Origin of the sequence: Sphingobacterium sp. 1.A.4, assembly GCF_002734245.1 — a bacterium.
GTDB classification, from domain to species: Bacteria; Bacteroidota; Bacteroidia; order Sphingobacteriales; family Sphingobacteriaceae; genus Sphingobacterium; species Sphingobacterium tenebrionis.
This window is the reverse complement of sequence record NZ_PEAZ01000107.1, coordinates 1-20,116: the sequence shown is the minus strand read 5'-3', so window position 1 is coordinate 20,116 and position 20,116 is coordinate 1. Positions and strand designations below refer to the sequence as shown.

The following is a 20,116-nucleotide window of genomic DNA, read 5'->3' as shown; positions in this document are numbered from 1 at the left end:
TATATTTGAATCCAACATTCACATTACTATGATTCCTGAAGACCTGATCAAACAGATAGCATTTATAAAAGAGATCGATAAACTGAAATATATCGAAAGACAGACGCGACTATTGAACAGCAATAGGAGGGAGAATGATGCGGAACATAGTTGGCATTTGGCGATGATGGCTATCGTATTGCAACAGCATGCCAATGAAGAAGTGGATGTCCTTAAAGTGGTTAAAATGGTTCTGATCCACGATATCGTGGAGATCGACGCTGGCGATACCTTTATCTACGACAGCCTAAAAAGCCATGATAATACGGAGGAGGAGCGTCTAGCGGCAAAACGGATATTTGGAATATTACCGAAGGAACAAGCAGAAGAATTTACAGCAATTTGGGAAGAATTTGAGCTTGGAGAAAGTATGGAGGCAAAATTTGCACGTACGATGGATAGATTGGAGCCCCTGCTCCAAAATTACTCCAATAATGGCGGTACCTGGAATATGCCTGGGGTTACTTACGAGAAGGTCTATGCAAAGAAAAGCGTCATGAAATATGGTTTCAGCAGCATTTGGGATTATGCTGAAGGACTGATTCAAGATGCGGTTGAAAAAGGGATCTTAAAGAAATCCTAAACAGGATTTCTTTAGCTCATTAATTTCTTATTTTTTTCACCAAAACGACAGCTAAGGTTAAAACAGCTATCAATAAGATTAAACCTACAAGAATAATTAATATTTCGTTTGTGCCAATGTAAGATAGATTCATAATTTTTGTCTTTAATATGGTATATCGAAGGTAATTAATCTTGAATATAATTCAAATAGCGAATGACTAATATTTTTTGGACAAAAAAAGAGGAAGACTAATCTTCCTCTATGATTTCTGCTACTCGGCCAATCTGGCCATCGGTTAATCTTACTTTAATTCCTCGGCTATGGTATGCGGCTGAGGTTAATATGTCTTTCACAATACCTTCTGTTAAATTTCCAGATCGCTGATCCTTCTTGAGAATGATGTTAACGACTATGCCTGGCTTGATATTGCTTCTGCTATTTGGATCGCTCATGATAATTTCTTTTTACAAAAATAACTCAATTTCCGAGATTATAAACGGTAAGTAAAAGCATTGATGTTCATACCAGCTCCAACTGAAGCAAATAAAATCACATCACCCTTGTTTAATTCATGTTTTTCCATCAATCCTTTGATGATCAAATCGTATAAAGTAGGGATAGTCGCCACACTGCTGTTCCCAAATTTATTGATCGTCATCGGCATAATGTGTTCTGGTGGAGTCATATCATACAGGCCATAGAAACGTTCAACGATTGCTTCATCCATTTTTTCATTGGCCTGATGGATCAGGATTTTCTTGATGTCGGTAATGGCAATGTTTCCTTTCTCCAAACATTGCTGCATGGCCAAAGGTACTTTGGTAAGTGCAAATTCATAGATCTTGCGACCTTTCATTTTAATATAACGCGTATCCTGTTCTGCCTCTTTATTGTACGAAGGGCCAAAGAATAGATAGCCCGCTTCGTTCAAGGCATAGGTAGCACTTGCATAGGATAACATCCCCTCATCAGCTGTAGTTCCTTCAACGACTACTGCACCAGCTCCATCTGCATAGATCATCGAATCACGATCGGAAGGGTCTATTAAACGGGATAAGGTTTCCGTACCGATTACCAAACATCTTTTTGCCATTCCGGAACGGATAAAGGCATTGGCTTGTAACATTCCTTCGATCCAACCTGGACAGCCGAACAATAAATCATAGGCCACACAATTAGGATTTTCAATACCTAATTTCTGCTTAACCCGACTGGCCAGGCTAGGTACTGTATCGGATTGGATAGTACCAGAAGGCACATCTCCATAATTATGGGCAACAATGATATAATCCAGGGTTTCCTTGTCCACTCCAGCGTCTTCGATCGCTTTTTCGGATGCAAAGAAGGCAAGATCTGAACTGACCAATTCTTTGGAGGCATATCTACGCTCTTCAATCCCGGTAATATCCTTGAATTTACGAATGATAGATTCTGGGTTTTTGATTGGCGAGCCTGCTTCATCTAAAAAGATATGGTTCTCGAAATCTGCATTTTTTATCTTGGTATCAGGTATAAAGCTACCGGATCCGACTATTTTGATGTTCATGTTCAGCAAAGGTAAATTTAATGTTAAAGCCTTTATTTATTCTAAATATATTACAATTTAGTCAATTGAAAGCATAAAAAACAAAATATTATTCTTTTTGTCGTGAACCGTTTGTTAAAATGGTCTACCAGTAGCTCTATTTTTACTATTTTTTGAATTGAAATTAGCTTTTGAATAATGCTTTTTTCAGTGCTTGAGCAGCTTGCTCAACCGAACATTTGACGGCTTCTATATGATTTAATGGATTTAATAAACCATAATCATGGATAAAACCGTTGTATGTTTGGATGGTTGTTGGAACGCCCGCTTCATCGAGTTTCCTTCCGTAATCCAAGCCTTCATCAAATAGGATGTCATTTTCAGCCAATTGAATCAATGCTGGTGGCAAATCTTTCAATTTTTCCAAATCTGCTTGGAAAGGTGATGCGTAGTATTCTTTTCTTTTAGCTACATCAGGCAAATAATTATCCCACATCCATTTCATCATGCCAACAGTTAAGAATCGGCCTTCTGCATATTTCTTCCAGGATTCCCGTTCGAAATTCGCATCAGTAACCGGCCACAACAACAATTGGAATTTTATTTCGGGACCTGATTTATCTTTTGCCATCAAACAGGTCACTGCCGACATATTTCCACCTACACTATTCCCAGCCACGGCGAGGTTCTTGCCATCGACACCAATTTCATCACCATGCGCTGAAACCCATTTGGTTGCGGCATAAATTTCATTGATGGCAGTAGGGTATTTCGCTTCCGGAGATCGGGTATAATCAACGAATACGGCTGCGGCACCACTTTGAACCACAAGATCCCTAACCAATCTTTTATGTGTTGGGTAATCTCCCAATATCCACCCTCCTCCATGAATAAAGATGAACACCGGTAATTTTTTATCCGTAGTACCTTCAGGTTTTACTATAATTGTTTTAACAGTTAGTCCGTCCTGTTCGATCGTTTTTTCTTCTTCTGTGATTCCGGAATAATCCACCTTTACGGATTTCTGGGCATCTTCCAATACTTTTCTGGCATCTTCTGGTGCCAATGTTTCCAGTGGTTTATCACCGCTATTGTTCAATCCATCTAGAAATTCGCGTATTTCTTTGAAAATGTTGGGGTCTTTTTCTGCTTTGATCGTATCAGCCATAATGATTGTTTTAAAGATTATTTTTCAATAGTTTCTTTATTAGTAACAATCTGTAGGGGTGATGGTTTTATTGGAGGATTGCAAGTACGAAGTTTTTCCAAAAGTCTGTTCTGGGAATAATCATCAGCAACAGGATCTCCGCTATCCAACATCCTAAAAATAGGAGGTAGGGGCTTTTTAAAATAGGTTTTTGATAATTTATTTTTTCAAAAATAAGTATTGAAAAGCTTACTAGAATAGGGAGTAGGCTAGCTGCGAGTAATCCAGATCCTGGATGGATCTGATTAAGTAATCTGGACATTCCAGGGTTTAGGATTACCAGGGAACAAGCAATAATAAAGGCAACATGCCATCGCTGATTTCTTGAATTCATCATAGCAATGGTAAAATAGACCCCTAAAGATAGGGCATCAATAAACCCGATAAAGGAGGTCATCAAGGCTTTTTGTATGGAATATTCAAATTCACGTTCTGTTTGTTGCAAAACCAATAATAGGATACTAATAATCAAAAGCGGGATGAGGACGTAGGCAGTTTTACCTAATGATCGATGCAATCTCCTTTTTCCTTTTGCTATCAGGATTGGCTGGATGATGAGTAGCACAAACCAACCTACAAATCCAATGAAATGGAGGTGGATCAGTAAGGGGAAATGTGAGAAATTGGGGAGGTGGCTAATATAAGAAGTATAAAAACCAGCTAGGGAAATTAATATAATCAGCATGAAGAAGCTGAAAATGAGCTTTATATTCCTGTCCATAAGATGTTGATTGGTTAATAATTGGACAATATGATAGTTATAAAAATAAATCATTTTAATTTTTAAAATGATTTTATAAGATAAATTTATGAAATACTAAATTATCTTAATCCTTTGGTAATAAATAATTTAAAATAAATGGTATTATTTGATTAAATTATCATAAATTTATTATAGACTAATTCAATCATATGTTAGCATTTATCGATTATTCCGCAAACCCATTGTTAACAGTAATTTATATAATCCTATTTATCCACGTTTATTTTGTAGTGCGTTACTGTGTGGGTAATATTATTATTTATCATGATCGCACTCCCGCGGAACGCTTCCTTGATTTTCTGAAGGTGGTTTTTATTCCTATCGTCGGATATATTTGGGTCTTGCGATCTCAAGCAAATGACTAACCAATATGATTGACCAAGAGATCAAGCACCTCGCAAAAGAACATGGCTTAGCCTTAATCGATCAGATCCATTTCAGTGAGATGGGTATTGATTTTAGGGTCGGAATGGCGAAGGATATCCAAGGAAAAGAATGGATATTAAGAATCCCTCGACGCCCTGAGATGCTAAAACAGATCCAGGAAGAAAAGAATATCCTAAGTTTTGTCCAACCCTTTTTAAAGGTAGAAATCCCTGATTGGGTCATCAGTACAGAAAGGTTGGTTGCCTATCCTGCTTTAAAGGGAAAGCCCGTTTTAACCTACGACGCCTCTTATGCAGTGAAATGGAACATGGACCAGCATAATCCGCATTTTGTTCCTTCATTAGCCCATACGCTCTACGACCTGCACCAGATCCCTGCAGAGGATGCTAAAAAGAATCACATAAAAATGATGGATGCCGGAGATCTCAGACCTGAAATTGATAGCCGCTTAACCCTGGTCAAATCAGAGCTTGGTATTTCGGAAGAATTGGAATCAAGATATAAAGCCTGGCTGCAACAGGATGCATTGTGGCCTGATTTCACAAGTTTCATCCATGGCGATTTATATGCAGGACATATTTTAACTAATCAAGCTGGAGAAATTACAGGTATTATCGATTGGACGACCGCTCAGTTTGGTGATCCATCCATTGACTTCAGTGGCCACTTAAATGTCTTTGGTGAAGAAAGCCTTAAGGAGTTGATCCAAACTTACGAAAGGTTGGGAGGGAAGACATGGGACAAACTATTTGAGCAAACGGTTGAAAGAGCAGCCGCATCCGCGCTTGCCAATGGATATTTTGCTATCCTGACACAGGATGATACCCACATCAAAGGAGCTAAATCCTTATTGGGTGTTTTATAATTTTTTAACGACCAAAACTTTCACAAAATAAAAAATGGCATCTAGAATTTTCTAGATGCCATTTCAATTCCATTCCAAAAAAGATTAAGGAACGCGAGTAACTTGTGGAACAATGACTTCGATCAAATAAGTTCCAGGTGCATACGTTCTAAAAGAAAAACGTGCATTACAAGAATAAGTATTGTATGGAAGGCCAAGGCTATCATCATACTTAACATATTGTGCTGGTATACGGTAATAGTAGTTAAAACCATTACCCAAAGAGTTCAATGGGAAAGGTACTACACCGAAAGCAAATTCCATACGATCGTCAAATAATTGAGTCGAGATCGCATAATCCTGCATGGTCTGCAAGAAACCTGGTGTATTACCACTATTTGGTCGTCTTGCAATCTCACCTTTGCTAGGATTGAAAGCATTTCCATTCTTATCCACAATCTTCACGATCACCTTGTCTCCAGTTTCTGAAGTACGGGTAACGCGGATGTGCTCTACTCCACTGGTAATTACCTTAGTTGTTCCTTCTGCACCCACTTTCATCGCTACAGTTGAACGTACTGCTGGTATTTCGAATAAAGGCGCTTCTACTAAGTCAAATGATCCGATGTCTTTATAAAATTTGGTACCAGTAGGATTACTTATTTCCAAATCAAATTTATACTTCCCTAAAGGAAGGTTGACAGTCGTATAATTTGCTTCGATCTGACCAGATACCGGGTTGATCACAATTGGATGGATCATGGTATCAATACGTTTTGCATTGATCTGCTCTAAGGTAGTGTCTTTTTTCGGATCATATAACGCTTTCCACACCTTATGGGCATATGTCTTCTCGAACAAAGGAGTCACATTTTCACCGGTCTCGCGGTTGTATACATTGACCAATTTAATGTTCAATGGTTTTGTAGATCCCTCTGGATTAATTGCAGTGGAAACGTAGGCTCTTCCCTGTTGAATGGTAGAAGGTTGAACCTCATATCTGATAATATTACTCAAGTTTCCATCAGGAATCTTTTTACAAGCTCCAGTTGCTAAAGTACCTAACAAGAGAGCAGCAATTATATATTTATTCTTCATGGCTATCTATAATAAAATAAGGTATGCGAATTGTTTAATACATGTAATGTACCGGTGGTTGTCTGTGCATTGGATGTTTGAACCAACGTACGAACGCCTACAGGGTATGCGATTTCCTTTACATCAAATCCTGGACTTAAGGTCTGGTATAAGTAGGTGTAATAGACCACTCTAGGAATGATAGATGAATTTGGATTATAGCCTAAATTCGGATCTCTCGTCTCCTCATAGGAAACTACCACTTCTTTATTCTTCTGATTCTTATAGATCTTACCTTCCATGGTTAAATTTACATTAGGAAGGCTTTCTTTTACAAAATACACATCCAATGAATCTGCAAATCTCGGCAATTCATATTTCATGATCGAATCCACTGTCCATTTTTTGAAAGGGTCGATCTTTTGGATAGCCAAAGTTCTGGAATTCACATAATTTTTAATGGCAAAATCAGTAGGAGCAAAGAAGGTAACACCTTGCTGGTTGATCTTATCTTTTATGCCTGCTTTATCGACCAACATTAATAAGGTATCGAAAAGCCCATACTTGTTGCTTTTTAAATAATCATAGGTCGACATTCTGATATTTGGATCATGTACATCGCCGCCTATACGGTAATCATCTTTCTTACATCCTTGGGATAGGATAAAAGTTCCAATGATTAAAACAAAATATAATATGTTATTGGTTTTCATAGTGCTATTGTTTAATCCACCAAGGATTTTGAGTTAATAATTCATTCTGAGGTAATAAAGCTCGCATGTTCAATGGCCAGAAATACCCTTGATTGGCAAGACGGTCTGCAGAATAAATGGCTGAGAATTCAGCGATTTTATTGAACATTTCCATACGGATCAAATCGAATTGGGTAGATCCTTCACCGATAAGTTCGCGTCTTCTCTCTTTAAAGATTTCAATCATAAGATCTGATCCAGCAGAAGTCAACTCACTGATGCCAGCGCGCTTACGGATAATGTTTAAATCAGCTAAAGCTACTTGAGGTTTACCGTTCTTTAATGCAGCCTCTGCATGCAAAAGACGTAGATCCGCTAAGCGTAATAATACCAAGTTATTACTGATGGCGTAGTAAGAACCTCCAGGTACTTTTGGTGGATATTCAACAAAATTATCGTATTTACGAAGGAAATAAGTTTGATCATTTGCACCTCTTGTAGCGATGGAATCAAATCGTGCACCACGTTCTGATGTGGTAAATACATCTTCCAACACATCCTGGTCAAAAGTCCATGCTGAGGCAACCGACTTTCCTGGAACTGCAGGGTCTGCTAAAAACGCATTGAAGAATCCTTGCGAATGCTCTTCACCACTGGTATTGTATAACATGCTCAATTCCCAGATAGACTCTTTCGAGTTTCCTGCCCAGATCTTGCGATAATCTGCCGTTGACTCTAGAGAATATCCTGCTGAAAGTACATCATTGGCATATTTTTCTGCATTTACATAATCATGTTTCCAAGCATATACGTGCGCCAATAGGGCTTGTGCTGCACCTTTGGAAGCTTTTGCTTTACTACCTGTAGTAGGCAAATTATCAATCCCAAATAACAGGTCATCTATACAGAATGCCATGGTTTCCTCCAATGGACTTCTAGCAATAGGAGGGATGTTCTGAGGATCTTTGTAAGATTCCTTGATCAAAAGGATATCTCCCCAAACACGTTGCATATAGAAATTGGTATAGGCACGGATGAAACGTGCTTCTGCAATCAATTGATTTTTCTCTGTTTCTCCATTTGGGAAATCGTCAGCAGGAAGCGCAGGTGTTTTTTCAATGATCAAATTACATTGATTAACAATTGCATAGAATCTTGTCCAATTCCAAAGGCTTCCTTCTAAATAAGGAGCATATCCAAATTTGAAATTTCCGCCTTTAGAAAGGTCCTTATAATTCCAGTAATCTCCCCCAGTAACAAAGTTACCTCCAGCTAGATCGCCGAAAATAAAAAAGGAACGATCTGCTCTTAAGGCATCCCTAAGCATGGAATAGGCTCCGGCATTGGCCTTCGGAATATTGTTGGCATCCGTCCAGAAAACCTCATCATAGGTGCTGTTCTCTGGTTCCAGATCGATATATTTCTTACAAGCGCTGAAATTCACGATGATGAATGCGCAGCAGATGTATGTTATTAATGATTTAATTTTCATGATGTTTCGGTGTTAAAAGTTAACTTCAAGACCAAGGGTATATTTCCTTGGCAATGGATAGGCACCACCAGAATATTCACCTTGAGGTGTGATTAATTCAGCATCTGGAACGTTTGCAGATTGAATGGTCAATACATTGTCCATCATACCGTAGAATCTAACGCGGTTCATGCCGATACCTAATTTTTTAGTCAGGTTAGCTGGCAACAAATAACCAACCGTAATGGTTTTGATTTTGAAGTAATCGCCTTGTTCGTTCCACATGGTACTGAAAGGTAAGAATTGGTAAAAATAATTACCCGGTTGGATGGATGGGAAATTCGCTTGGAAATTAGGATCTTTTGCTTTCTCCGGTGTCCAATAATCTAATCCTTCCAAATCAGGAAGACGAAGATTGGTGAAATTGTAAACATTTCCTGCAATGTTATTGAACTGATTTGCCTTTAAGGTATTGATGATATCACGTCCAAAGGTAAATGTACCCAAAATCCCTAAAGTGAAGTTTTTATAAGTGAATTCGTTGTATAGACCTCCCGTGAATTTAGGGTTTGGATCACCTGTTGGAACCAAGTCACCATCAGCAGCTCCTTTATCTTCATCACTCCATACATCCCAATCACCATTCACATCTAACCAGTTTGGATAACCCGGTAATACCGGATTGTAGGTTTTGAAGTAAGACAATTTACTACCCGTGATAGGGTTTACAGGAATATCTTCCAAACGGTTATATACTCCTTGGTAAATCATCTGTGCCCATTGGTAGATTGGACTTCCTACACGGAATAATAACTGTTGATTGTACCCGTAAGTCTCCGCATAGAAACTCTTATCATTATATGGAAGAGATCCGATTCTATTTTTATTATAGGTAAGGTTTAAATTTGTATTCCATTGGAAATCCTTACCAGAAGGCATATTTCTAGTTGAGATAGATAGATCAAATCCTTCGTTATAGATCGTCATAGGGACGTTATAGGATAGTCTAGTGTATCCCGTATAAAAAGGATAAGGGAAGGAAAGGATAGGATCCTTTGTAATCTTACGGTATGCATCGAATACGATGTTCAACCTGTTGTCCAACATGTTCAAATCAAAACCAATATTAGATTGTTCTGATTTGTTCCAAGTTAGGTTTGGTAGAGTTAATGGTTTATCAAAAGATGGGGTTGCAATATTTTCGCCATCATAAGTGGTTGTTGATAGATCCCAAACGTTGAAAGGTGCATAGAAATCGGCAGGTAATACCCCAGATCTACCCCAGCTACCTCTAAACTTCAAGAAGTTTACAAACTCCAGGTTTTTCATGAATGCTTCATCAGATGCAACCCAACCTAATGATAGGGAAGGGAAGTAACCCCATTTGGTATCTTTACCAAAACGGGAAGATGCATCAGCTCTCCATGAAGCATTGAAAAGATATTTTGCTTTATAATCGTAAGCGAATTGTCCCATATAGGAAACCAGTCCTGAATTTCTTCTGTTGCTTGAACCGTAAAGATCTTTTTGTGCAACACCTTGTACCACGTGGATATCATCTGTAGGTAGGTTATATCCAGTTAAGTTAAGGTTTTTGAAATCGTCATACTGAAAAGACTGAATACCGGTAAAGGTAATATTGTGGTCTTCAGCCAGTGTTTTGTTATAGTTGATGACATTCGCTAAGTTATAGGTAAATGCATCATTCTTGTTAGAAGCTGCGAAGTTCGTACCACCATTCAGCTCTCTTGGCTGAAATTGATCACGACGATCTAAATTTGCCTGAACCGAAGCTTCGAAGGAATATTGCAGACCTGGGATGATATCAACATAGGTTTTGGAGAACATGTTCAAAACATCTGTTTTGTTATCGTCCAATAACTTGTCATATTGTCCTAGGTAAAAATCATAATCTGCATCGGATAGTCCAACAAATGAAGAAGGCATACCAGCTTGGTTTACCGGAACGATCTCATTAATACCACGACCCAAACCTCTTTTTCTGCTCATTCTAGTGGTAGAGAACATCAGGTCACTACGAAGGAATGATGCTAGGTTAAAACCAAAATTACCTCTTAATGAATAACGTTTGAAACCCGTATTTCTAACAATACCATCCTCATTATAATAACCTAAGGATAGACGGTAATTTACGATATCAGTACCTCCAGATATACTTCCATCTACGTTGTCGATGTTACCGGAAGTATAAAAAAGATCTTGCCAATCCGTTGCATTGTTATAGCTTGTGTTCAAACTATCGGTCAAAGCTTGTGTAAATCCGCCTCCGTAATTACTTGGTGTGGAGTATTGGCTTAGGATATTCATCTTTTCCCAACGCTCTGTAGAACCTAATAAGGTTTTTTGCAATTCAGGTCTTTCTGTGATCCCTTTGTAATACGATAAACGGATTTGAGGTTTTCCTGATCTACCTGATTTGGTTTTGATAATGATGACGCCGTTTGCACCTCTAGAACCCCAAACCGCTGTTGCAGAAGCATCCTTTTGAACAACGATGCTCTCGATGTCATTGATGTTGATGCCTGCGATGTAGTTCGTTCCTGTAGCAGAAGATGTAGCCAAGTCATTTACGGACAAAGGCATACCATCGATAATGTACAATGGGGAACTCATGGTGTTCGCCAAATCCACTTCTGAATTCAGGTCAGGGGAGATGGTGGTGTTACCACGTACGGTGAAGGTGTTTCTGGCACCTGGCTCACCGGTGAAGTTCTGGATGTTCACACCGGAAACACGTCCCTGTAATAAACTTTCAAAACTTGGTGCCGCTAGGTTCTCGATCTGTTCTCCAGAGATTACCTGAACCGCACTGGTGGTCTTTTTCATGGACTGTCTTTGGTAACCAACGATGATTACTTCTTCCAAGTTCCCTTCATCCGCTTGGATGACCACATTTACTGGCCCCGTACCTTGGTAAGCTCTTTCCAGTCTCGTATATCCAATACCTGTAAAGACCAATGTTCCGGTAGAACTTTTGACGTTAAGGGTAAAGGATCCGTCCGCTGAAGTAGAGGTCGCGGCGCTTCCGGTCTTTTCTCTGACAGTGATACTCTCAACTGGTTGTCCGTCTTTGTTTTTGACGGTACCCGTTAAGGTGATGTCCTGTGCATAGAGAAAGGAAGCAAAGAATAGCATAAATGCTAGAGTTAATAGATTCCTGTTCATAATTAGCTGTTATTTTATCTGCAATTTTGCAATAAAAGCAGCGAATTAACAAACCCTTAACACTTACTAAATACCCCGATAATACAATATTTGGGTCTATTTTTAAATCGCAAACGTTTGCGCAGGTAAGACGCAAACGTTTGTGTAATTTTTTAAAAAAGTGTCGCCCTTTTTTTTACTTTGTTACAAAAGAACTCGTTTAATAACTATATATTTTAAGAATTGCCTTAGAATTGTAACAAAAGTTTACCTTTTGTGTGTCCTTCCAATATTTTTGAAAAAGCATCTTTTGCTTTATCAAATGGGAACACACTATCGATTTCCCATTGGAATTTCCCTGAAGCCAACCCATCCACTACAAATTGTAGGTTCTTAGGGTTTCTTTTTACCCAGATTGGAATCACTCTTTTCGAGGAAACTGGTTTCCCGGCAATCGTAGCAATTACCCCATCTGGTTTTACCGTAGCAAGGGAAGCTTGTGTTGCCTCTTCCGTACCGATCATATCCACTGCTGCATCGATAGCTTCCGGATGTGCTGCCTTAATCCTTTCGATCAAGCCATCACCATATTCCACTGCAATCGCACCTAAACTCTCCATGTATTCCAACTTTCTTTTGGAAGCCGTACCGATAACCGTTATTCCACGTTCCTTCGCCAATTGAACCGTAATGGAACCCACACCTCCTGAAGCACCATGGATCAACAAGGATTTGATATCTCCAATTTCATCCAATATGGTCATGGCGGTTTGGGAAACTCCTGCAACAGACCCTGCCACTTCCCAAGAGATGTTCTCAGGCTTACGGATAAGGTTTCCAATAGGTACATCAATCACGCTTGCGTGGGTGAAACCATCTCCTGAACCTAGTACAGCATCCCCGATCTTAAATCCTTGACTGTTTTCACCAATCGCCAAAATCTCTCCGGAAAATTCGGTTCCGAATGTTTGCGGCAAACTTGAATGTTTGAATTCTCCGGTCATCCGGCGGGCATCGATCGGATTGATACCCGCAGTTTTGGTTTTGATGCGGGCATAGCCATTTCTCAATTCTCCAAGATCAAAATCCTGAAAAGTTAATACATCAGCAGGACCGTATGCATTGGCCACTAAAAGGGTTGAAATTGTATTGTTGTTTTCCATGTCAATTTTATTTTTATAAGACAAAGATAAACAGAGAAAAGGGTTGGTTTACTATGACTTACTTAAAGGTAATCAGTGAATTCCAGGTAACTCTATTTCTTGCCATAGGAAAAGTTTTCTTTACTAATTGCTGCCTAAATTTGATTATACCATTAAGGGTAGAACTAATAAACACAGTAAATGGAAATCAACACAGCATATATCAACTTTGCCATCAAGGATGTTGAAAGAACAAAGAAATTTTGGCAGGCATTAGGGTTTAGTTTCAACGAGGAAATGACAGATGAAAGGGCTGTTACGGTGGTACTCAAAGAAAGCCAGCTTTATGCCATGTTCATTATCGAGGATTTTTTTAAAACCGAGAAACCTCTTCCAATGCCAGGAACCAGTCAGGTTGTAGTTGCATTGAGCTGTAATTCCCGCGAAGAGATTGATGAGGTTATTCGGTTAGCCCTGGAAAATGGCGCTTCCCAGCATGAAGAACCGCAGGATTATGGTTGGATGTACCAAAATTCCTTTTGGGATATCAATGGATTTGGTTGGAACCTGACCTATGTGGATTTCTCCAAGATGCCAGACAATACCGTAGTGGAATAATCCGCTGCCAATGGTAATTAATGAAATGCTAACAACATAAAATTTTAAGCTATGAAAACTCCAAAATCACACAAACTAGATATTATCATTCCCGCGTACAGGATGCATTCCCAAAATTTTCTCAATGTACTCGACGGTATCTCTGAAGAAGCTGCTTTACAGCGTATTGATAATAAAACCAATCATGTCGTATGGATGGCTGGAAATTATGTGAATACACGCTATGGTATGGGGCAAGTTCTGGGTTTGGATATGAAGGATCCTTTTGATGATCTTTTTTTCCAAGCGAAGGCCTTAGATCACACAATCACTTACCCAACCTTGGAGGAATTGATCGTTAATTTTAAAGAGGTATCGCCATTGGTTTATCAGCGCTTATTGGAAGTGACCGATCAGGAACTGGAACGGGATTTCCCTATAGGAATGGGTATCCCTTTTGTAAAAGAGGATGTACTGAACTTTGTGGGCATGTGTATTGGCCGTGCAGATTATCTTTGTGGGCAGATGGGCCTCATGCGAAAGCTTTTGGGCTTGCCAGGAATGAAGTATGACCTGATCCCGAATTTGGATTATTAAACTATAAATCCAGCGATTATTCCTCCGGGATGAAATTTTTTGGTGTTGTAAAGCTTATCATCCCTTCATCATCTTTTGGTAAATTAATAACGTGTTTATTGAAAATATTCTGGGAACTTAATGCTAAAGATAGATTTATATCCACTTTAACCTGACCCAAAGATTGGATTAGTTTTAATCCCTTGGAAATGTGTAGGCATTGAAATAGAAGTTCCAGGAAAGAGCAATTTCGGGGAGTTTTTAATTGCTCTTTGGCCATGCTTTCTGGCATTTGAATTTCTATTTGTTGGTCCTTATTCAAATTTATTGTTGGCTTGAAGCCTATATTATCCTCCAAGTGGGATGATGGATTGTATGGAAAACCAACTAATCTACTCATATCCACATTCGAGAAATTCGATAACTCATTTGGGGATTGATCAGAGCTCAAGCTAAATCTTGTTAATTTTTTTATTAAACGAGTATGGCAGGCAGCATCTTGAAATTCCTGTTTTGAAATTAGTCTTTTTCGTATAATAGCGGAAAGCTTACTCTTTAAACCTAAAATCTTAGCGGCTTTGATGGTTCCAGGTGCTGGTTTTCTACCCTTGGGTTTTGATTGAACAATTTGTAAACCATTCCATTCTCGGAAAACCAAATTGCCAACTAGACCGGAGATATTTCCATTTTTATTTATTGTTCCCATGCCATTTAAAATTTATTTTTCTTGCTATCATTTACAGGATGAAATTAATGGGAATTATAGCCAATTAAAAGGCTTTTATAATTAATTGTTTATGAGTTTTGTATTAAATAAGCATAAACAAAACCTATTTGGTTCAAGGTGGAAGTTGGATGGAGGTGGCATGTAGGTGGGTTCTAAGTGCCTTTTAGCACTTACATATCACTTACACCTCACTTGCAATGCGCTTGCATTAAGAAGACAATATATGTCTTGTCCTTTTATAGCTATACAGATTATTGGAAATAAAATAGATTCGTCACTCCTTAATGGCAATAAACCTTAGCCTCACATAATCAGCGTACCAGTTATCATCCCTAAGATTGGTAGGTCTTATTTTTTCCTGAACCTCGTCTAATATATTTTCAGCGGTTTCTGGATCTAAATTTTCTAAATAGGAAGTAGCAAACATCTTCAGCCAGTTTTTCACTCCGTCTTTATCGGCTAATAAAGTTTCTCGCTCAAATAGAACAGCATACACAACCTGGAACCCATTTTTCTCCAGTAAAGTTGCATATTCTGAAATAGAAGGGAAATACCAGATCTCTTTTTCAGCAATTTCTTGGTTTCCTGTTTCAGCCAATATATTTTTTAAGGCGAGTCTGATTTTCTCCACATTTCCTTTTCCGCCAAATTCGGCGACAAATCGGCCTCCTTTTTTCAAACTTTTATAAACGCTCTTTATTACAGCTTCTTTTTCCAGCATCCAGTGTAAGGCCGCATTAGAAAATACAGCATCGAGGGTTTCTTTGTAATCAATGTTTCGGGCATCCTCCACAGTGAACTTGATGGAGGGGTATTTTTCTTTCGCTTTCCTGATCATTTCTTCGGAAAAATCTGTTCCCATTACAGTGGCCCCTTCAAGTTGTATTCGGTTGGTGAGATCACCGGTTCCACAACCTAAATCGAGGATAAGTTCGTTTTTGAGCGGAGCTAGGAGTTTTATAACGTCTTCGCCATATTGGGAAACAAATCCATGTTTCTGATCGTATAAATTTGGGTTCCATTTCATAGAGTGAAAAAAATTCATTAATTCTAAATATATAAAATTATTATGGATTTATTTTGAAGGAAAAATCATGCTTCTATTATATCGGGAAAATAAATCTGAAATTTGATTAAACTTAAATCTTTATTGAAAGTCATTAATTATGTTAAGATTTTATTTTAAGTTTTAAATTAATTAATCAAATCCAATTTTATGAAATTAGCCCTTCGTGTATGCTTCTTTTTTGCATTCGTATTTTCGTTTACAGCACAAGTCAAAGCTGAACCTATTCTTCCAAACAGTTCAAAAATTTCTTTAACCGATTCCACCATTTCCGATAATTCAGAATTATTCTATCGAGTAGGGGAAAATCATCTTTTAGAGGTGGTTTATAAAGCCATATTCGGAGAGGAGATTGCAAATACCATCCTTTGGTTGAATGTATTCAGTGAGAACTCCTTAATGAATTTCAGTGATAGTGATTTTCTATTGTTAGAAAGCAATAAATCCGGAGGTTTTGAAATCTATGATGATTACAACAATTATATTTCTGTAGCGCCTGATCTCGATAATAATTATTCATTGGAAACCAATAGCGATAATTGGGTGAAATCCCGCAGTAATCGATTTAATAAATGGTATTTCAGCACCGGTAAGGGGAGAGAGTATACCATGACCATGAAATTTAGTTTTGCCGGAAAAAGGACGGTCAAAGACGAGAAGGGTTATGAAATTACGGTAAATGGAAAATTAAATGGAAGTTATGAATTAAGTGATAATGAAGGTAGAAAAATGGAGATTAAATTTGATCGTTCCGGTGTATTCAGAATGATTGAAGGGGGTAAGGAGATAAAAACATTGGTCGTTCAAAGTCAACAAAGTTTTCGGTTGAATGATGCAGGCGGAGAGAGTGTTTCTATCCGAGCACGAGGACGTTTTAACGATTTAATTTTGACTTTTCCCGATGGTCAGGAGGTTTTTGTGAAGAATAGATATAGGAAGCCATTAACAGTGGTAAAAGAGGAAGAGAAGAAATAAGAATTTATTAAATCTGATTTTCAATTAATTATCAAAATAGAGCCAATTCTCTTGCTAGATTGGCTCTTGCTTGTTCCTCGTATTTTTTCTGAAACCAAGCAGTTTTAAACACCTGTTCTTCAGCTAATAAATGCTTTAAAAATTTACTACGTCCGGAATTATAAATTGTGTCAGAAAACATGGCATATTCTTTCCGTATATTTTTAATATACTGTAGGTATATTTCCCATGGTTTCCCTAAAATGCTAAGATCCGCATCAATTAGGTAATTAAAATCAGATTCTTGGTGTAATTCGTGTTTTTTGGTTGATAAAATCAAATCTGCAATTTGATCAATTTGTTTATTATTTAGGTTTGTATTTACCAATCGCTCTCGTGCAAAATTGGCACTATCTACCTCATTACAGCTAGAGTGGGGGAGATAAATTACATCATGATAGTATACTGCAAACCACAATAAATCAATATTTATCAGCATTTCCTTTACAGATTCCAATTCCATCAGCATTGCTGTAATGTGATCCAGATTATGGTAGTATCTTCCTTTGGCCTGATATTGTTCCTTTAGTTCAATCCAATTCTCCTTTCCCAGGTTAGTATCCGTTCCGTATTTTGAATACAATCCGATAAAATGTAATTCTAAATTATTGATCATATTGGAGAGATTAAATGTCCTTTTATAGTACGATCTTTAAATTATTATTAACGTTTGTAGTGAATGTAATCGGTTAGAAGAGGGGTTAAACCATTTACCTTTAAATCGCTGGCTATTTGTGCTCTGTGGTAAGTTGTATGGTTGATGATGTGAAATAATATATCTCGCACACTGCGCTCAAACTGTTGACCTTGACTATTTGCGTAAAGAATTATTTGGTCTAACTCATAACCTTCGAGAATATCTTCGCTCGACCAGAAATTTGTTAACTCGATTTCAAGCAGGTGTTCCCTTGGTTGATTCTGCCAAACTGCATATAAGTTTTTTTTTCCAGCTATTCTACAATTCCAGATGTGATGTGCATTTAATATATGGCTCATTAAAGACATCGTTCTATCAGAGATATGTGAAGGGTTTTGATTTATAATATCAATTAATTGTCGGTTGTAATATGTGCCATATTCTAGGAGTTCTTTAAAGAAATCTTTCATATTTGATGCATTATACGAGATAAGGAGAAGGTCTAGATTATCCGAAAATCCTAGGATGAAAATTTAATTTTTAGATTTTCCCATTTTTTTAATTGCAATTTTTCTCAATTTAGGATCCTCTTCATTATTAGCGATATTCCCTAACTCCATTTGGTCTGTTATTTTTTCAATTGCAATTTTTCTCAATTTACGATTTTCTTCATTGCTAGCGATATTCCCTAACTCCATTTGGTCTGTTATTTTTTCAATTGCAATTTTTCTTAACTTAGGATCCTCTTCATTACTGGCAATATTCCCTAACTCCATTTGGTCTTTTATTTTTTTAATTGCAATTTTTCTCAATTTAGGATTTTCCTCATTACTAGCGATATTCCCTAACTCCATTTGGTCTGTTATTTTTTCAATTGCAATTTTTCTCAATTTAGGATCCTCTTCATTACTGGCGATATTCCCTAACTCTATTTGATCGGTTATTTTTTCAATTGCAATTTTTCTCAATTTAGGATCCTCTTCATTACTGGCGATAATACCTAACTCTATTTGATCGGTTATTTTTTCAATTGCAATTTTCCTCAATTTAGGATCCTCTTCATTACTGGCAATAATGCCTAACTCTATTTGATCGGTTATTTTTTCAATTGCAATTTTCCTCAATTTAGGATCCTTTTCATTACTGGCGATAATCCCTAATTCTATTTGGTCTGTTATAATTGAATTTTGTGCTTTTGTCGTTAAAAACAAGAACAGAAAAGAAGTTGAAAATATTAAATAAAGGATTTTTTTCATGTCTAAAGGATTATAATTGATAAAAATATACATGAGCATTATAATACTCAATAATTGGTTTAATGAAACTAATATACATATATTTTCGCTCAAAAATAGAAAGACCCCGCCATTTTATATTGACGGGGTTCTTGATTAAAAGACATTTATAATTACCGTTCTAAAATCGTTTAGAAAAGAATATGCTTCTGCTGTAGGACCATTCATTCGTTTAATACCTTAGCATATAGCAATTCCACATCCGCATAATGGTAAACGATATCGATTGTTTAAGTCTTCTATTGTAAAATTATTTTCGATTATTATCCAAGATTGGTAGCAAAATCAATATTGCTTACGTTAGTATTTTTAACTAACCATTATTTGTTATGAAAATTTTCACCTATTCTTTCCTTGTATTGTTGATTTTCCAACTCTTTTCCTGTTCTAAAAGTGATGAATTAAAGTCATCCTCCTATTGGGGTAAGCGCGCGCAGGAAAAAAAAAGAGAGATCAATTTGTTGAGCGAATCTGTTCCATGTCAGGATATTTCTACTTTTAAAGTAGTTTATAAACACAATTATTTTTTAATCCATCCCTCTATTCAGGCACAGTTCGATCGTTTATTGGCGGAGTATGATAACTATTTTAATAAAATGTTGGAAGCTGCTGCAAGGGAAGGAATTATATTTGACTTTTTATACCCGATTCCTCCAATCAAAGTAGTTTGTCGAGATGGTAAAGCTACTATGCTTTTTGTCCAAGATCTGACTATCCAAGAGGTGAATGAGGAGTTGCCTAAATTTAAAAAGAATATCATGGATTTCTATAAAGATGTAAACTGCACAGACCCATCTGAATGGGGTTCTATGATTTTGATTGTGAATTGTAATTATGAAGGTTTTGCTATTCATAAAACAATAAGGAATAAAGAATTTCAAGAATTACTTCTAAATTATTATCAACTAAACAATAGAAAGAACCAACTTGAGAATATTAAATGCGATGGAATGTCGAGTAATAAGCAAGCTACTATATCTTGTAAAGAAGGTAAGCCAATGGTGACTATGGATCAAGCTGAATCCTTGGGGGGGGAATACTAAAAATTTCTTAGTTTAGCATCTTTAAAACAGTTATCCCTTGCAAGAAGCCGAACGTAAATTACTATCCTTGTTGATGCCCGAAGGGCTTTTGGTATACTTTCAGATCATAGAAGTCGATCAGGTCGACAATCAGCTCCATATTTATTTAGATGAACTTAATATTGCTCCGACAGGCTATGAGAACAACAGGTTGGAGTCAAAGGGCTTCATGCCTTCCACCGAGATCTCGGACTTTCCCATTCGAGGCCAGAAAGTTACGCTACATATCCGTCGTCGTCGCTGGA

Annotated in this window: 21 protein-coding genes; 7 read left to right on the top strand and 14 right to left on the bottom strand. The window is 37.4% G+C overall.

The window, feature by feature from the left end; all coding sequences use genetic code 11:
- The first annotated feature begins 28 nt into the window (after positions 1-28).
- Complete coding sequence (locus CRJ00_RS16805; protein ID WP_099367897.1) at positions 29-622, top strand: HD domain-containing protein; 594 nt, start codon at positions 29-31, stop codon at positions 620-622.
- 230 nt (positions 623-852) lie between these two features.
- Here the strand turns inward: CRJ00_RS16805 and CRJ00_RS16800 are convergent, their stop codons facing one another.
- From CRJ00_RS16800 to CRJ00_RS16785, 4 genes are all read right to left on the bottom strand, one after another.
- Positions 853-1,056: a YwbE family protein gene (locus CRJ00_RS16800; protein ID WP_099367896.1), complete on the bottom strand. Its 204-nt coding sequence runs from the start codon at positions 1,054-1,056 to the stop codon at positions 853-855.
- A gap of 38 nt (positions 1,057-1,094) precedes the next feature.
- Positions 1,095-2,150, bottom strand: a complete 1,056-nt coding sequence (locus tag CRJ00_RS16795; RefSeq protein WP_099367895.1) for a 3-oxoacyl-ACP synthase III family protein — start codon at positions 2,148-2,150, stop codon at positions 1,095-1,097.
- 163 nt (positions 2,151-2,313) lie between these two features.
- Positions 2,314-3,297: an alpha/beta hydrolase gene (locus CRJ00_RS16790; RefSeq protein ID WP_099367894.1), complete on the bottom strand. Its 984-nt coding sequence runs from the start codon at positions 3,295-3,297 to the stop codon at positions 2,314-2,316.
- Between the two features lie 67 nt (positions 3,298-3,364).
- Positions 3,365-4,021: a hypothetical protein gene (locus tag CRJ00_RS16785; RefSeq protein WP_180268518.1), complete on the bottom strand. Its 657-nt coding sequence runs from the start codon at positions 4,019-4,021 to the stop codon at positions 3,365-3,367.
- A gap of 448 nt (positions 4,022-4,469) precedes the next feature.
- On the opposite strand from CRJ00_RS16785, the gene CRJ00_RS16780 reads away from it, so the two are divergent.
- Positions 4,470-5,351 carry a macrolide 2'-phosphotransferase gene (locus CRJ00_RS16780; RefSeq protein WP_099367892.1) on the top strand — a complete coding sequence of 294 codons (882 nt, stop codon included), beginning with the start codon at positions 4,470-4,472 and terminating at the stop codon, positions 5,349-5,351.
- 84 nt (positions 5,352-5,435) lie between these two features.
- On the opposite strand, the gene CRJ00_RS16775 is transcribed toward CRJ00_RS16780, so the two are convergent.
- From CRJ00_RS16775 to CRJ00_RS16755, 5 genes are all read right to left on the bottom strand, one after another.
- Entirely contained in the window at positions 5,436-6,428 is a 993-nt protein-coding gene (locus tag CRJ00_RS16775) for a DUF5007 domain-containing protein (RefSeq protein WP_099367891.1), read from the bottom strand.
- A 2-nt stretch (positions 6,429-6,430) separates the two neighbouring features.
- A complete protein-coding gene (locus CRJ00_RS16770) occupies positions 6,431-7,120 on the bottom strand; it encodes a fasciclin domain-containing protein (RefSeq protein WP_099367890.1) in 690 nt (229 codons plus the stop codon).
- 4 nt (positions 7,121-7,124) lie between these two features.
- Positions 7,125-8,591 (bottom strand): RagB/SusD family nutrient uptake outer membrane protein, encoded by a 1,467-nt coding sequence (locus tag CRJ00_RS16765; RefSeq protein WP_099367889.1) that lies wholly within the window; start codon positions 8,589-8,591, stop codon positions 7,125-7,127.
- 12 nt (positions 8,592-8,603) lie between these two features.
- A complete protein-coding gene (locus CRJ00_RS16760; protein WP_099367888.1) occupies positions 8,604-11,756 on the bottom strand; it encodes a SusC/RagA family TonB-linked outer membrane protein in 3,153 nt (1,050 codons plus the stop codon).
- Between the two features lie 227 nt (positions 11,757-11,983).
- Entirely contained in the window at positions 11,984-12,898 is a 915-nt protein-coding gene (locus CRJ00_RS16755) for an NADP-dependent oxidoreductase (protein WP_099367887.1), read from the bottom strand.
- A gap of 180 nt (positions 12,899-13,078) precedes the next feature.
- Between CRJ00_RS16755 and CRJ00_RS16750 the strand changes: the two genes are divergently transcribed.
- Both CRJ00_RS16750 and CRJ00_RS16745 read left to right on the top strand, forming a co-directional pair.
- Entirely contained in the window at positions 13,079-13,495 is a 417-nt protein-coding gene (locus CRJ00_RS16750; RefSeq protein ID WP_099367886.1) for a VOC family protein, read from the top strand.
- Positions 13,496-13,546: 51 nt separating this feature from the next.
- A complete protein-coding gene (locus tag CRJ00_RS16745; RefSeq protein WP_099367885.1) occupies positions 13,547-14,071 on the top strand; it encodes a hypothetical protein in 525 nt (174 codons plus the stop codon).
- A gap of 16 nt (positions 14,072-14,087) precedes the next feature.
- On the opposite strand, the gene CRJ00_RS16740 is transcribed toward CRJ00_RS16745, so the two are convergent.
- Both CRJ00_RS16740 and CRJ00_RS16735 read right to left on the bottom strand, forming a co-directional pair.
- Complete coding sequence (locus CRJ00_RS16740) at positions 14,088-14,756, bottom strand: hypothetical protein (protein WP_099367884.1); 669 nt, start codon at positions 14,754-14,756, stop codon at positions 14,088-14,090.
- A gap of 295 nt (positions 14,757-15,051) precedes the next feature.
- On the bottom strand, positions 15,052-15,804 hold the full coding sequence (locus CRJ00_RS16735; RefSeq protein WP_099367883.1) for a class I SAM-dependent methyltransferase: 753 nt from the start codon (positions 15,802-15,804) through the stop codon (positions 15,052-15,054).
- Positions 15,805-15,993: 189 nt separating this feature from the next.
- Here CRJ00_RS16735 and CRJ00_RS16730 point away from each other — a divergent pair, with 189 nt between their 5' ends.
- Positions 15,994-16,818, top strand: a complete 825-nt coding sequence (locus CRJ00_RS16730) for a hypothetical protein (RefSeq protein WP_099367882.1) — start codon at positions 15,994-15,996, stop codon at positions 16,816-16,818.
- Positions 16,819-16,849: 31 nt separating this feature from the next.
- Here CRJ00_RS16730 and CRJ00_RS16725 read toward each other — a convergent pair whose 3' ends face one another.
- From CRJ00_RS16725 to CRJ00_RS16715, 3 genes are all read right to left on the bottom strand, one after another.
- On the bottom strand, positions 16,850-17,473 hold the full coding sequence (locus CRJ00_RS16725) for an HD domain-containing protein (protein WP_099367881.1): 624 nt from the start codon (positions 17,471-17,473) through the stop codon (positions 16,850-16,852).
- A gap of 47 nt (positions 17,474-17,520) precedes the next feature.
- Positions 17,521-17,964, bottom strand: coding sequence for a DinB family protein (locus tag CRJ00_RS16720; RefSeq protein ID WP_099367880.1), 444 nt, complete (start codon positions 17,962-17,964; stop codon positions 17,521-17,523).
- A gap of 63 nt (positions 17,965-18,027) precedes the next feature.
- A complete protein-coding gene (locus tag CRJ00_RS16715) occupies positions 18,028-18,750 on the bottom strand; it encodes a hypothetical protein (RefSeq protein ID WP_144038189.1) in 723 nt (240 codons plus the stop codon).
- A 368-nt stretch (positions 18,751-19,118) separates the two neighbouring features.
- On the opposite strand from CRJ00_RS16715, the gene CRJ00_RS16710 reads away from it, so the two are divergent.
- Together CRJ00_RS16710 and CRJ00_RS16705 are read left to right on the top strand one after the other, a co-directional pair.
- Positions 19,119-19,832 carry a hypothetical protein gene (locus tag CRJ00_RS16710; RefSeq protein ID WP_099367878.1) on the top strand — a complete coding sequence of 238 codons (714 nt, stop codon included), beginning with the start codon at positions 19,119-19,121 and terminating at the stop codon, positions 19,830-19,832.
- A gap of 37 nt (positions 19,833-19,869) precedes the next feature.
- Positions 19,870-20,116: ISAon1 family transposase N-terminal region protein (locus tag CRJ00_RS16705; RefSeq protein WP_099367877.1), on the top strand; the 247-nt coding region annotated here is incomplete at its 3' end.